The sequence below is a fragment of the Nitratidesulfovibrio sp. D1 genome, assembly GCF_051133415.1.
GTDB lineage: Bacteria > Desulfobacterota > Desulfovibrionia > Desulfovibrionales > Desulfovibrionaceae > Cupidesulfovibrio.
On sequence record NZ_JBPGNZ010000008.1, the window covers coordinates 23,088 to 36,661 of the forward strand.

A 13,574-nucleotide genomic window follows, 5' to 3' on the forward strand; every position below is an offset into this window, starting at 1 on the left:
GATGCCGGGAGCAGGAGGGGGGATGGTGCGTTGCCGGCTGCAGGCGGGTTACTTCTGCCGCAGTCGTTCGAAGCCGATATAGTCTCCGTAGGCGTAGTCCTTGTCATCAAGGTAGTGGAAGGACGACGCATTTTGGGTGATGGTGCCGCCCAAGGTTTTCGCCACCCCCTCCAATATCGTCAATGGGTTTTGTTCCGCCGTCATGGCGGCGGCGCAGGCCCCGCAGGCAATGTCGATGCGCATGGCGTCGTCTGTGCCGAACTGCGATCCCGCCGGGGTCTGCCTTTGCGTGCCATCATCGCCGACAGGGTGGGAACAACCGGGAGATGGCGGCAGCCGGAGGATGCGCAGTGTGTCGTGCGCCAGGGCGGCAAGGGGGGCGTGCCACCCCATGATGCTGGCAAGGTGGAGCAGCGTACCGCGCAGCGGTGTTGCGTCCAGTGCGGGAAAGTCCTCCAACTTGTGCGTCACAAAGGTCAGCATGGAAAGGGTGGAAAGCAGTGGCATGATCAGCAACGGGGCGTGCGTGACGTCGTCGGGGCGGACCAGCGCAAGGTCGCGCATCAGGTTGTGAGCAAGGGTGCGCGCGCAGTGTCCGGCCCCCTGTTCCGCCGCAAGGCCAAGGCGTGAATATCCCATGTACACGATGTTCTGCCTGCATGCCTGTACCGGAGAAAGAGGGCGCGCCTGGTAGGTGCGGTAGGTATTGATCTCCACCAGCGTAAGTCCCAGTTTTCTAATATCGCGTGACATCTTCACGTCTTCGGCCACGTCGCACGAACTGGCGTCTATGCCGCCGATACGTCGGTACACGTCTTGCCGGATGACGAACACACCACCTTTCAGGAAGTCGGTGGGGCAATCGTCACGCCGTTCCCGCGCTTGTTGGCGCAGGTTGTGCCAGCGCCCCGCAAGCGTGGGCGGGCCGGAGTACCGGATGTCTGTAGCCCCGACAGCCCCCACGTTGCCCTGCGCAAGACAGGGCAGGGCATGGCGGACGAAGTTGCGGTGCACGCGGATGTCGCAGTCGAGCGAGACAAGCACATCGCCCGTGGCCATGCCGAGTCCCACGCGCTTAGTGAGGGCCGGGCCGAGGTTTTGCGGGTTGCGGTGCACCCGCACGGGAAGGCTGGCGCCGCTGGCGGAAATGCAACCATCAGCGTTGAGCGGCAGGGCGAATGGCGGATCGGAGCCGTCGTCGATGACCAGCACCTCGTCCACGGGTACGGTCCAGCGAAGCATGCTGCGCAGCAACTCATGCACATAGGCGGTGTCGTTGTAGCAGTATGTGATGATGGAAATTTTCATGATGTCGCCGTCCGTATACGGCCTGGGGGATAAGGGCGGGCTCGGGGCTGGCTAGTCGTTCCCCATCCGCCGCTCCATGCGCGAATGGATGATGGATGCCCGTACCTGCACCCCGCGCGAGGTGCCCGTGGGCGACCAGCGCAGGGGGTTGGGCAGCACCGCCGCAAGGCGGGCCGCCTCCCACGAGGTGAGCCCGGCGGCGGGCTTGCCGTAGTGATGGCGCGCGGCGGCTTCCGCCCCGAACACGCCGTCGCCCCATTCCACCACGTTCAGGTACAGTTCCAGGATGCGCCGCTTGGATAGTTCGCGCTCCAGCCGCCAGGCCATGATGGCCTCCTTGGCCTTGCGCGACAGGCTCTTTTCCGGGGTGAACCACAGGTTCTTGGCAAGCTGCTGGGTAATGGTGCTGCCCCCGGCGGCGATGCGCCCCTCCTCGATGTTGCGCAGGAATGCCTCTTCCATGCCGTCGAGGTCGAACCCCTCGTGCCGCCAGAACTTGTCGTCCTCGGCGATGGTCACGGCCAGCACGAGGTTGCGCGAAATGTTGCCCAGCCCCATCCAGGTCTGGCGGTAGCTGGGGCCGCGCCCCTGCCGTGCCCATTGCGCCTGCCGGTACTCCATGAACGAGGTTGTGGCGGGGTTCTGTTTCGCCAGCGTGGCCACCGGCGGCCACACCGTGTAGCGGGCGATGTCGCCGCCCAGCAGCAGCGCTGCCAGCAGCATCAGCCGCACGGCCAGCGGCCAGCCGGAGCGGGGGGCGCGCGGGCGCGTGGGGCCTTGCGGCGTCTTGGGCGACGTTCGGGGTGACGGCGGGCCGGATGCCGGGGGCGGCGTTCCGGGCGGCTGCATGCTCAGAAAGGGGGAGGAGCGCCGGTCGGCATCCTCCGGCGATGCGCCCGAGGTGCCCGACATGCCTCGCCCATCACGCGGGGCGTCGGGTGCGGGCATCTGGATGTCGGGCAATTCGGCCGGGGACATGGCAAGGGCATGGCCCCTGCGTGGGGTGTGGCGGCTGGACATGCAAGGATGCTATCCGTGCCGCACCGGGTGCGCAAGGGAGCGGTGAAGCCATTTTGTCTCCCGTCGCGCCGTGAGGTACCACGACAAAGGGCGGATGCCTCGCGGCATCCGCCCTTCGTGTTGTGCGATGTATCCGGTCTTTTGTGGCGCGGCGCGGTGCGGATGTACATCCCCCCCGCCGCATTCCGTCCTTCCCTACAGCCCGGCGGCCACCACCATGTCGGTGATGGGGCCACGGCTCTTGCGGCCGCGCAGCACTAGGTGCGCATAGCCGGGGTTGCCGCGCAGCAGGCGCACCAGCCAGTTCAGGCCGTTGTTTTCCGGGCTGTTGAAGGGGGCGTCCACCTGCTGGGTGTCGCCCATGCAGATCACCTTGACGTTGCGGCCCATGCGGGTGAGCAGGGTGCGCAGGTCTTCGCGCGAGAGGTTCTGGGTTTCGTCCAGGATCACCACGCAGTCTTCCAGGTTGCGGCCGCGCGTGTAGTTGATGGGCAGCACCTGGATCACCTTGGGGTTCAGGCGGCTGAGGCTGGTGCCGTTGGGCGTGGCCGCCAGCGCGTTGGGGGCGCGGCGGTGCTCGTTGTGCAGCTTCAGCATCAGGTCCACGATGTATTCCATGTACGGGTCGGTCTTTTCGGTCAGGTCGCCGGGCAGGTAGCCCAGCTTGGGGCCGATTTCCACCAGCGGCTTGGAGATGAAGATGCGCTTGTGGCGCTTTTCCTTCAGCACCATCTCCAGTGCGCAGCCAAGGGCCAGGAAGGTCTTGCCCTTGCCCGCCGTGGATTGCAGGCTGACCAGCGGGATGTCCGGGTCCAGCATCAGGCGCATGGCCAGCGCCTGGTACACGTCGCGCGGCACGATGTTCCACGGGGTGGGGGCGAACTTGACTTCCTGCGTGTCCAGCGCGTGGTCGTGGAACACGGGGTACGCCCCCTCCCAGGTGAAGCTGTTGGGCACCACGTCGGCGGGCGTGACGAAGCCGGTGTAGCGCTCCGATTCCGAGCGGAAGGGGATGGAGCAGCGGTATTCCTCGCTGCGCAGGCCGGAACTGGTGTCGGCCATGATGCGCAGCAGCCGGTCGTTGGAGACGAGCACCACCGGCTCCTCGCGCGGCACGGTGGCCAGCAGCGAGCGGGCGTCGGCGATGATGTACTGGTCGGGAGAGGATTTGACCTCGGGTGCGGACGAGGGCAGGGCCAGGGCCTGGTAGTCGCCGGTGACCACCCGCAGGTGCCCCCGGGTGACGGCGGCCTCCACGGAGGACACGGCGCGGGCCACCAGATGGGCCTTGGCAGGCTGGCGCTTCAGCTTGTCCAGTTCCTGAAGCACGGTCTGGGGAAGGTAGCAGGCGTTCTCGTTGTCGCTGCGCAGCTGCTCGATGCAGCCGGGGTCTTCCAGCAGGACGTTGGTGTCGATGACGTAATGCTTGCGGATTTCTCCGCTGGGGGTGCGCGTGGCGGCCTTGCGGCGCCCCGATACGGGGGACACGGCGGGCACGGCGGATGCGGCGGGCTTGCGGGCGGTCTTGCCGTCTGGCTTGCCCGTGGGGCGCGGCGCGGCGCGGGCGGCGTTCCTGACGTCGGCGTGGTGGACCTGTCTGTGTTCCTCGAAATCCTCCAGTGACGAGAGCCTGATCTTGCCGTTGCGCTCCGGCAGCGGCGGGGCCTCTTCCTGCATCGCAGAAGGCGCGGGGACGGATGCGGCGCCGGTGGCGGGGGCTGCCCGTTCCTTGCGGCGCTTGCCGTTGCCTGCGTCCACCTTCTTCTTCGCCCATGGGTGCTCCTCGGTTGTGGGGGCCTCGCGGCGGAATGGGCGGGGCGACGTGCGCTCCGTTTTGTGAGAACTCTAGAAATTCTTTAGCGCGCTTTTCGCGAATACGGAAGCACCCCCGGACGGGCGTTGGGTGAGGATATGGTGACGGCGGGATGACGGACGTGCGGACGGGGGCGCGATGCGTGAGACCGGGCCCCGGAAACGCGGCGGCCCGGCGCAGTGGCCGGGCCGTGTGCCGATGCCGGGCGGCTTTCCGGCGGAATCAGTCGAAATTGCGGTAGAACACCGCGCCGTCGCCGAAGGCGGGCTCCACCGTGGCGGCCGGAAAGCGCTGGCCGAAGCGTTCCGCAGCGGCGTGGGCCTCGGCGGGCTTGGCGTAGAAGCGCGGGGGCATCAGGTAGAAGCGCAGCCCCCGGTCGGGCTTCCACACCGGGGCCAGCACCACCTCGCGCTTGCCGCCGCCTCTGGCGCGCAACGCCCGGTAGGCTTCCTCCAGCGTGGGGTGGCTTTCCAGCAGCAGGGCGCACTGGCCGCGCCGCTCCATGCCCGGTTCCATGGCCAGGGCGGGCAGGGCCAGGATGGTGTCCGAGGGCAGGCGGTTGGGGTTGGCGATGGCGGGGTTGGCCTGCATCACCGCGTCCAGCACGGCGGCGGCCCTGCCGTACACGGTGTCCAGCAGGCCGAGCAGGGTTTCGCCGCGCGGCAGCACCACCATGCCCAGGCGGGCGGGCGGCGCGGCCACGGAAGCCGCTGCCATTCCGGTTGCCGGCGTGGCCGATGGCGCGGCTGACGGCCCAACCGATGACCCGACTGGTGGCCCGGCTGGCGGCACGGGCGTCGTCGCCTGCGGCCGGGCCGAGGTGCCCGCGCGGGTTTCCGGTCCGGAGGCTGCGTCCTGCGCCGTTCCCGCGCCGGTTTCCGGGGCGCCTTCCTGGCCGGACAGGCCCAGCGAGGCCAGCAGGGGGCGGAACAGGCCCGCCATGCCTCCGGCCGTGTTGCCCTCCGCAGCGCCATCCGTGCGGTTTTCGGCGGTCGCTGCCGCCTGTCCGCCGCCGGATGCCCATGGCAGGCGCAGGTCGCCGCCGGAGAGCACGTGCCCCCCGGCCAGCATCGCCACGCCCAGCAGCACGGCGGCCAGCGCGGCATAGCCCACGACCCGCAACGGGCCCGGCCCGGACCTGCCCGCAAGGCCGGCGAGCCCCGCCGGGCCGGTATCCAGCCTGCCGCCCAGGCCCGCGTCGCGGCTGGCGAAGGCCCGCACCTCGCGCCAGGTCACCCGGCGGCGGTTGTTGATCAGCAGGTTCATGACCAACTGGTGGCACAGGCGCATGATCTTGCGCGGGTAGCCGCCGGTGGCGTGGTGCACGGCCAGCAGGGCGGGCAGGGTGAACAGCCGTTCCCCGGCCGGGCCGCCCGCCAGGCGCAGCCGGTGGCGCACCAGGCGGATGGTTTCGCGCCGCGAAAGGGGCCGCAGCGGCAGGTATTCGTTGATGCGGTCGCGGAAGTTGGGCAGCGCGGCGATGGCGCCTTCCAGTTCACGCTGGCCGAACAGGATGATCTGGAGCAGTTTTTCGGTGTTGGTCTCGAAGTTCAGCAGTTCGCGCAGCACTTCCAGGCATTCGGGCAGCAGCTTCTGGCCTTCGTCGATGCACAGCACCACGATGCGGTCCTGCTCCTGCGTCAGGCGCAGCAGGGCGGCCTGGATGCGTTCCACCGCCTCGCGCCGCAGTTCGCTGCCGGGGGCCACGCGCGCGCCGCCCGGCGCTTCCGCCGGGGCGCTGGTGGCCGTGATGTGCGCCGCCGTGGGGCCGAACCCGTCGCCGTCCGGGACGGGCGCAGCCGCACCCCCGTTCGCCCCCGCGTCCATCATTCCCGCACCTGGGCGCGCTCCCGCGCCCGCCGCTCCACCCGGACCGGCCAGCAGTTCGCACAGGTGCAGGGCAAAGGCTTCGGCGCTGGCGAAGCCGGGGTCCAGGATCAGGTGGGCCGTCACTTCCGGCTGTTCGGCAAAGGCGCGCAGCAGGCAGCGGCACAGGGTGCTCTTGCCGGTGCCCACCTCGCCCAGCACCACGTTCAGCCCGCGCCGCAGCCGCACGGCGATTTCCAGCCGGTGCAGGCACAGTTCGTGGCCGGGCGCGCGGTAGTACGAGAGCGGGTCCGGCGAGGTGGAAAACGGCTCGCGCGAAAGGCCCAGCAATTCAAGGTAGTTCATGGCGTGTCCTTGGGAACATCGGGAACATCGGAAGCATCGGGAGCCTCGGGATACGTGGACCCCGGTGGGGCCGCCGGTCAGAAATCGTCATCCGTGATGTCTCCCGCGCTTCCCGCGCGGCCCATGGCGGTGGATCCGACCCCGGCCAGATACGGCTTGAAGCGCGGCTTGTCGGCCACGTGCACGGCGGCGTCGCGCGGGTTGATCAGCCCCGCGCCCAGCAGCCGCAGGATGTCGTCGTCCAGGGTCTGCATGCCCGCGTTCTTGCCGGTTTGCAGCACGCTGGGCAACTGGTAGGTCTTGCTTTCGCGGATCAGGTTGCGCACGGCGGGCACGCCCAGCATGATCTCCAGCGCGGCCACCCGGCCGGGCCTGTCGGCGCGCGGAAAAAGCACCTGCGAGATGACGGCCTGCAAGGTTTCCGAAAGGCTGGTGCGGATCTGGGCCTGCATCTCCGCCGGAAACACCTCGACGATGCGGTCGATGGTCTTGGGCGCCGAGATGGTGTGCACCGTGGACAGCACCAGGTGCCCGGTTTCCGCAGCCTCCAGCGCCAGGCTGATGGTTTCCAGGTCGCGCATTTCGCCCACCAGGATGATGTCCGGATCCTCGCGCAGGGCCCCGCGCAGGGCGGCGGCGAAACTTCTGGTGTGGCGGCCCACCTCGCGCTGGTTGATCAGGCACCCGCGCGGCTCGTGCACGAATTCCACCGGGTCTTCGATGGTGATGATGTGGTCGCGGCGGTGGGTGTTGGCGTGGTCGATCATGGCCGCCAGGGTGGTGGACTTGCCGCTGCCCGTGGGTCCCGTCAGCAGCACGAGGCCCTTGGGCAGCATGGCCAGGTCGCGCAGCAGCGGGGGCAGGCCCAGCTGTTCCACCGAGGGGATGGCGCGGGGAATCTCGCGGAAGGCCGCGCCCACGCCGCGCTCGTGGCGGTAGAAGTTGGCGCGGTAGCGGGCGATGCCGGGCACGGCGTAGCCGAAGTCCAGGTCGCCGCTGGCGGCGAATTCGTCGCGCCGGGCCGGGGGGATGATCTCGTCCAGCATGGCGGCAAGGTCGGCATCGTCCAGCGCGGGGTGGTCCAGCCGTTGCAGCGTGCCGTGCACGCGGACCATGGGCGTGCAGCCGCTGGAAAGGTGCAGGTCCGAGCCGCCGAGCCCGTGCAGGACGTGGAAGAACTGGTCGATGCGTGCCATGCGTGGTTCCTTGCGCCGCGCGGGCGGCGGTGGGGGATGGGATGCGCGGACGGGCGGTTGCCGCCCGGCGCCGTCTTCCGGGTTGCCGCCTTCCGGGCTGGTCCGATCCTATGCGGATGGGCGGAATAATCAAGTATCGTATACTAATGGCGTCGCAAGGCCCATTCTGCTAGAAGTCGCTTGCGCAACGGCGCAGGAGGAATGACACCATGCCGTTCACAGACCCCGCCGTCTTTCCGTGGCTCGCGCTGGTGCTGGGCTTGGTGCTCGGCAGTTTCTACAACGTGTGCATCCACCGCTCCATCGAGGGGCAGTCGCTGCTCTGGCCGCCGTCGCACTGCCCGCACTGCGCGGCGCGGCTGCGCCCGTGGCATCTGGTGCCCATCCTCAGCTACCTTGCGTTGTGCGGCCGCTGCCATGCCTGCGGCCAGCGCATCAGCCCGCGCTACCCCATGGTGGAGGCCGTCTCCGGCCTGCTGGCGCTGCTGCTGGCGCTGCGCTTCGGCCCCACGTGGCCCTTCGCCGTGTACATGGTGTTCGGCGGGGCGTTGCTGGTGGCCTCGTTCATCGATTTCGAAACGTTCATCCTGCCCGACGCCATCACCCTGTCCGGCGCGCTGGCCGCACCGGCGGCCGCCGTGCTGCTGCTGGACATGCCCCTGGCCGACAGCCTGATCGGCGCGGTGGCGGGCGGCGGCGCGTTCTGGCTGGTGCTGGCGGGCTTCAAGCGCGTGCGCGGCATCGACGGCATGGGCCTTGGCGACGTGAAGCTGATGGCGCTCATCGGCGGCCTGTGCGGCTGGCAGGCCCTGCCCGTGGTTACTCTGCTGGCGGGCCTTTCGGCCCTGCTGGCCGCCGCGTGGTTCCTGCGCCGCCGCGAAGAGGGGCAGTCCGCGCGAGAGGTGGCCATCCCCTTCGGCCCGTTCCTCAGCCTGGGCGCGGTGACCTACATGCTGTACGGCCCGGCCATCGTGCGCTGGTGGTTCGGGGTGGTGACGGGCCACCCGGCGTAGCCCTCATCCATCCTTTCCCGCCGCCCCTACCGCGAAAGCCGCGCGTACGTATCCATCACCTTGGTCACGTACTGCTGCGTTTCGGGTATGGGCGGGATGCCGCCGTGCCTGGCCACCCGTTCCGGCCCGGCGTTGTACGCGGCCAGCGCCAGCGGCAGGTCGCCGAAGCGGTCCATGAGCGATTTCAGGTAGCGCACGCCGCCCTCCACGTTGGCGTCGGCGTCGAAGGGCGCGGAAACCCCAAGGTCGCGCTGGGTGCCGGGCATGATCTGCATCAGCCCCTGCGCCCCGGCGGGCGAGACGGCGGTGGGGTCGTAGTTCGATTCCACGGCGATCACCGCCTCCACCAGGCGCGGGTCCACCCCGTGGCGCGCCCCGTGCTTGGCGGCCAGCCCCTTGATGCCCACCGGTCCAACGGCCTTCACCAGTTCCTGCACCCTGAACCGTCCGAACACCCGGTAGCGCGTGTCGCCCTTGGGCTTGTCGGTCAGGTGCACCACGCCGTCCTCGTCCACGTAGCGGTAGATGGTGACGATTTCGGCAGCGGCGGCGAAACGGACGGGGCCGCCGGAAACGCCGAAGGGTGCGGCAAGGGCCAGCGTCAGCGCCGCCGCCAGCAGGGCCACGCGGCCCCGCCCGCGCCATCTAATGGGCGTGGCTGATGCGGGCTCCATGGTGTATGGTGCCCCATGGGGGCCGGGTGCCGCGACGGGCATCGAGCGGGATCTGAACGTAACGGGATGCATGGGAGGTACCGATGTTCTCACTGCGAAAGCCGGGTGCGCCGCTTGCGGCGTTGCTGGTGGCCGGGTTGCTGGTTGCGCCGGGCGTTGCCCTGGGCGGCAAGGTCTACATCTGGACCGACGAGAAGGGCGTGAAGCACATTTCCGACCAGCCCCCGGCGCAGGCCCCCGCCGACATGAAAAGCCTGAAGGCCACGCCCGGAGCGGGACGGCCCGGTCTGCCCGATTCGTCCGGCACCACGGACACCCTCGCCCCTGGCGTGGACGGCACGCGCGTGGTGGACGGAGTGTTGGTAGGGCCGGCCGGCCAGCCCGTGCTGGGTTCCGACGGCCAACCCGTGCACATTGGCCCGGATGGCCAGCCGGTGCAACCCGGCCAGCCCGCCATCGGTCCCGACGGCCAGATGCTGCCCGCCGTGCAGTCCGCGCCGGACCGCGGGGAACTGGAGCGCAAGGCCCTGGAACACCGCCTTGAAGAGTTGCAGAAGGAAAAGGCGGCCTACGACCTTGCCAACCGGCGTGCCCGTTCCGCCGGAGACGGCTACGCCAAGCAGCGTTCGCGCTATTACCAGAACGACGTGACGAACCGCATCAACGAGGTGGAAAGCCGCCTGCGCCTGCTGGATTCCGGAGAGGGCGAACCGTCCGGTGACGCCCCCGGCGGCGCGTCCGGTGACGCACCGGGCGATGGCGGCGGTCAGTAGGCCATACCGCCTTCGGGGGCGTCCGCGTTCCGCCGCCGCGCGCCTTCCTTCCGCTTTCCCGTTCCTTCCCTTGCCCGTCACGGTGACGCGCCCCCCGAACCGCAGGGGGGCGCGCTTGTTTCGGCGCTGACCGCGCGCACTCCTTGGTGCGCGGCCATGCCGCTCCTCTTCGCTGTAATTTTCCTGGCTTTCCTTCCCGCCGCTTCCGCCGCGTTCCGTCTCCGCGCCGCAGCCCGTCGCGCCTACTGCTGGATGGGCGGCAGGAAGCCCTGCCCACCGCGAATGTCGATTTGCAGGCCGAAGTCGTCAAAGGCGATGGTGGTGCCCGTGGACCCCGCACTGACAAGGGCGATGCCCTCGATGACCGGGGGGCGTGCGTTCGGGTCGGTACTGGGGTCCGCGTCGGATGTCGTAAAGCCGTTCAGTTTCAGTATCGACTTGGTGTGGCCCTGCGTTGCGATGATTTCGTTCATGCCGTTTACGCCGCTGGCCACGCCCTCCCATTCCACAAGGGTGAAGTTGTCGTGCTCGCTGCCGTTGGCGCCGGTCCACGGGGCGTAGTCATCCGGCGTCCATTTGGGGCTTTGGCCCGCTGCAAGGCGGGCGTTGGCCCTGCTGCCTTCATTGGCGGGTATATTGTCGCCGCCGGTTCTCGTGGCCCCGCCGTAATAGACGCGCAGGTAGGTGGCCTTGCCGCCGGGGGTTGCCGTGCTTTGCGCGACCTGGGTGTTGTTGACCACCAGGTTGCCGCTGCCCATGGTGCCTTCCACGTTGCTCAGCACCAGTGTTCCGGCTGCGCCGCTGTTCCATACGCCCGTCGATTGGTTCCACCCCTGGCTGGTGACGATGGGCGGGCCGATGACGCGGCCCCGGCCCACGGTCATGCTTTCGGCGTTCTTGGTTTCCACGAAGTCGCCGTAATTGAAGTCGGCCGTGGCGGATCCTCCCGCGTGAGTAAAGCCCAGGTCGCGGCCTTCGGTTATGCGCACCAGCAGGGTGGACCAGTTGCGCAGCTTGTACTTGTTACTGCTGTTCACTATGTTCGCTGCGTGCAGCCGTTTGTAGGCCAGCCAGCGGAACTGGCCGTTTTCGCGTGCCCACAGCACGATGGCGGGGTGGGAATACTGCGTTTCCCGCTCGATTTCTCCGCCCAGCACCCGCGTGGATTTAGTGGTTTTGTACAGAGTATGACCGGATATCTCGCCGAACAGCGGGCCGAAGTCCGTGGGGCTGACGTATCCCGGTATCAGTTTGTTATCCACGGAGGTCGAAAGACTGTACCCGGACCATGCCGTCCAGTCTCCCCAGCAGATGATAGTGCAGGTCTGCCGTCGTTCCCTCTCGCGGTAGCTGCGCACGAAGGATAGGCCGATACCGTCGAGGTCGTCACCGTTTTGCGCGCCGCGCAATAGCATGCCGCCGAACAGTTCAAGCTCCCAGTCTTTCGGGGTCGAGTTGTTATTATCGGCTTGCTGTGCGTACACCTTTACCTGCGCGTCGTAGCTCAGGTTCTTGCCTGCATCCAGCCATGCCCGCGCCATGTTGATATTGGTTTTCGACCAGTCGAAGAATATGGTGCTCCACTGGTTGCTGCCCGTCAGCCAGGAGCCGATGGCCCGCACGATGGCGATGAGCCACGAAATGAAGCCGCCCGACGGACGTTCCGCAGCCATCTTCATTTCCGTCACCTTCAACGCCGTGCTGCCATCGACAGTGACCACGGAATGGTCGCCCAGTTGGCCTTTCTCCTCCCCGCCCTGGACCCACCTGTTGCTTGGATCGCCCGCGGTGTCGAAGCTGTCCACGAAGCGTTCCTTGTTGAACACCCCGCCGGAAATCCCGCCAATGGGTACGTTGTAGGTCACAAGGCGTTCCGTGCCGTCGGGCGTGACTCCCGTGGAGTACAGGCGCAGAAAGCGCTCCAGCGTGACGTCCGACCCGGAGCGGATCACCAGCGGCCATTCCTCGTCCGCCTGCCCGTCGGCAAGGCGCACGTCTTGCAGTGTTGCGCCATCGCGCTTGCGGTATACGTAGGCAAGGTTGCCGCTGTTGCCTTCTCCGCGCACGGTGAACATACCGTTGAATTCCGGAAAGTTGGCAAGTGCGTTGGAATTGCCTGTCAGCGTGAGGGTGCCGCCCTTGCCGACAGAGGTATCCACTGTGGCCCGTGCGGAAAGAAAGATGTCGGTATCGTTCGTGATGCCCGAAAGGTTGGTGATGCCCGAAAAGGTGATGCTCGACCCGCTCCCGCTGTTGGACACGCTGCTGAAGGCCACGGTGGTGCTGCTTTGGCCTATGCGCAGCCTGCCCGCGTGGCTGACTGCGGGCCTGCGGACGCCATATATCTTTGCAGTGATGCTGTTGTTGGTACTGGATATCGTTTCGAACCAGTAGGGTTCCGCCTCAAGCCTGAAAGACCCGGCGCTGCCCAGCGAAAAGGGTTTGTCCGAAAAACGTTCCAGCAGTTCCTTGCGGGCGAGATCCTGTTCGGTGTCGCCTTCGCCTTCGTGCAGGTACATGCTGGCGGCGGCGTTGAAGCCCGCCTCGGCAAGGTAGTAGGCTTGGTCCCCCTGCGTGACGAAATACCCGCTTTGGGTGGATGATGTCATGAGGGCCACCACGCCGGCGGCCAGCGCCGCAAAGGTCACGATGGTGACAATGGTGCTGAGCAGTACCGCGCCACGTTGCGTGTACATGGCATCACCCTCCGGTCTTGTACGTAATGCGCGGGCAACGGCGGCCACAAGGGCCACGCACAACAAGGCTGACAGCGCAAGATGCGCCGGGGCGTGCACCGCAAGGAAAGCCAGCGCGGCAACGGGGTGCAGCGCGGCCCGCAGCGCGGCCTGTGCGTGCGGGGCATCCTCCACCAGGCGGGCAAGATGCGGCCCCACGGCGTAGTAGGCCCGCACCATGGCCCTGCCGGGGGCGTACGGCAGAAGCCGCTGGTCCCGGAATTCCCGCAGGGCCGTCACGACCGGGTGGTCGATGTCGCCGTAGGCGGCGGTGGCGATGAAGCAGAAGTCGTACTTGGCCAGCGAGGGAATTTCCGTGCTGGGCAGGTTGCCGCCCATGTTCTGGTTGTTGCGCGGCACGATGCGGGTAACGAACTGCCGCTCTACGCCGATGGGAGAGGTCAGGGTGAAGCTCACCTCCACGGCGGCCAGTTCGCGCGGGTCAACCCCGCTGGAAGGCGGCCATGTGGACGAGACGTTGTCTTCTCCCCGGAAGTAGCGCAGACCGAACGCGGCCACATTGTCGGCCAGCGTGTCCCGGTAGGTGCCGGAGCCGGAAGCGGGCGAGATGATGACGATTTCGCGGCTGGCGCTGTCGTATTCCACGGTGCGGTCGCCGGAAATGTTGCCGATCACTATCTTCTGCGCCGTGCTGCCGCTTTTGGCCTCGGTCAGTTCGGTTATCTCGCGGGCCATCCTGTCCTGGACAAGCTGTGCATGCTGGGCAAGCTCTGCCGCCGCCCGGGTTTCGACAAAGCTGCGCATCCCGGTGACAATGCCCGTGCCCGCCACCGCCGCGAAAATCCCCGTCAGCATAAGGACGACGATGACTTCTATCAGCGTAAAGCCGCGCATGTTCATGTGCCGCTC

At 67.8% G+C, this 13,574-nt stretch carries 9 protein-coding genes; 2 read left to right on the top strand and 7 right to left on the bottom strand.

Features of this window, described 5'->3' with window-relative positions:
* Positions 1-48: 48 nt before the first annotated feature.
* From ACR4XJ_RS14915 to ACR4XJ_RS14935, 5 genes are all read right to left on the bottom strand, one after another.
* Positions 49-1,308 (bottom strand): glycosyltransferase, encoded by a 1,260-nt coding sequence (locus tag ACR4XJ_RS14915; RefSeq protein WP_434755954.1) that lies wholly within the window; start codon positions 1,306-1,308, stop codon positions 49-51.
* Between the two features lie 51 nt (positions 1,309-1,359).
* Positions 1,360-2,328 carry a monofunctional biosynthetic peptidoglycan transglycosylase gene (gene mtgA / locus ACR4XJ_RS14920; protein WP_434755955.1) on the bottom strand — a complete coding sequence of 323 codons (969 nt, stop codon included), beginning with the start codon at positions 2,326-2,328 and terminating at the stop codon, positions 1,360-1,362.
* Between the two features lie 195 nt (positions 2,329-2,523).
* The gene (locus tag ACR4XJ_RS14925) at positions 2,524-4,086 is read right to left on the bottom strand and encodes a PhoH family protein (RefSeq protein ID WP_434755956.1); all 1,563 of its coding nucleotides are present in this window, start codon (positions 4,084-4,086) and stop codon (positions 2,524-2,526) included.
* Between the two features lie 277 nt (positions 4,087-4,363).
* Complete coding sequence (locus tag ACR4XJ_RS14930; RefSeq protein WP_434755957.1) at positions 4,364-6,313, bottom strand: AAA family ATPase; 1,950 nt, start codon at positions 6,311-6,313, stop codon at positions 4,364-4,366.
* 77 nt (positions 6,314-6,390) lie between these two features.
* Complete coding sequence (locus tag ACR4XJ_RS14935; protein WP_434755958.1) at positions 6,391-7,509, bottom strand: type IV pilus twitching motility protein PilT; 1,119 nt, start codon at positions 7,507-7,509, stop codon at positions 6,391-6,393.
* A gap of 209 nt (positions 7,510-7,718) precedes the next feature.
* Between ACR4XJ_RS14935 and ACR4XJ_RS14940 the strand changes: the two genes are divergently transcribed.
* Positions 7,719-8,522, top strand: a complete 804-nt coding sequence (locus ACR4XJ_RS14940) for a prepilin peptidase (RefSeq protein WP_434755959.1) — start codon at positions 7,719-7,721, stop codon at positions 8,520-8,522.
* Positions 8,523-8,548: 26 nt separating this feature from the next.
* On the opposite strand, the gene ACR4XJ_RS14945 is transcribed toward ACR4XJ_RS14940, so the two are convergent.
* Positions 8,549-9,196 (bottom strand): transglycosylase SLT domain-containing protein, encoded by a 648-nt coding sequence (locus tag ACR4XJ_RS14945; protein ID WP_434755960.1) that lies wholly within the window; start codon positions 9,194-9,196, stop codon positions 8,549-8,551.
* A gap of 83 nt (positions 9,197-9,279) precedes the next feature.
* Here ACR4XJ_RS14945 and ACR4XJ_RS14950 point away from each other — a divergent pair, with 83 nt between their 5' ends.
* A complete protein-coding gene (locus ACR4XJ_RS14950; RefSeq protein WP_434755961.1) occupies positions 9,280-9,969 on the top strand; it encodes a DUF4124 domain-containing protein in 690 nt (229 codons plus the stop codon).
* Between the two features lie 242 nt (positions 9,970-10,211).
* Here ACR4XJ_RS14950 and ACR4XJ_RS14955 read toward each other — a convergent pair whose 3' ends face one another.
* Positions 10,212-13,565, bottom strand: coding sequence for a PulJ/GspJ family protein (locus tag ACR4XJ_RS14955; RefSeq protein ID WP_434755962.1), 3,354 nt, complete (start codon positions 13,563-13,565; stop codon positions 10,212-10,214).
* Positions 13,566-13,574 lie beyond the last annotated feature (9 nt).

Excerpts from the sequence above, each read along its gene's own strand:
- ACR4XJ_RS14950 (WP_434755961.1), top strand. The coding sequence starts at position 9,280 with ATGTTCTCACTGCGAAAGCCGGGTGCGCCGCTTGCGGCGTTGCTGGTG.
- ACR4XJ_RS14915 (WP_434755954.1), bottom strand. The coding sequence starts at position 1,308 with ATGAAAATTTCCATCATCACATACTGCTACAACGACACCGCCTATGTG.
- ACR4XJ_RS14945 (WP_434755960.1), bottom strand. The coding sequence starts at position 9,196 with ATGGAGCCCGCATCAGCCACGCCCATTAGATGGCGCGGGCGGGGCCGC.
- ACR4XJ_RS14940 (WP_434755959.1), top strand. The coding sequence starts at position 7,719 with ATGCCGTTCACAGACCCCGCCGTCTTTCCGTGGCTCGCGCTGGTGCTG.
- mtgA (WP_434755955.1), bottom strand. The coding sequence starts at position 2,328 with ATGTCCAGCCGCCACACCCCACGCAGGGGCCATGCCCTTGCCATGTCC.
- ACR4XJ_RS14955 (WP_434755962.1), bottom strand. The coding sequence starts at position 13,565 with ATGAACATGCGCGGCTTTACGCTGATAGAAGTCATCGTCGTCCTTATG.
- ACR4XJ_RS14930 (WP_434755957.1), bottom strand. The coding sequence starts at position 6,313 with ATGAACTACCTTGAATTGCTGGGCCTTTCGCGCGAGCCGTTTTCCACC.
- ACR4XJ_RS14935 (WP_434755958.1), bottom strand. The coding sequence starts at position 7,509 with ATGGCACGCATCGACCAGTTCTTCCACGTCCTGCACGGGCTCGGCGGC.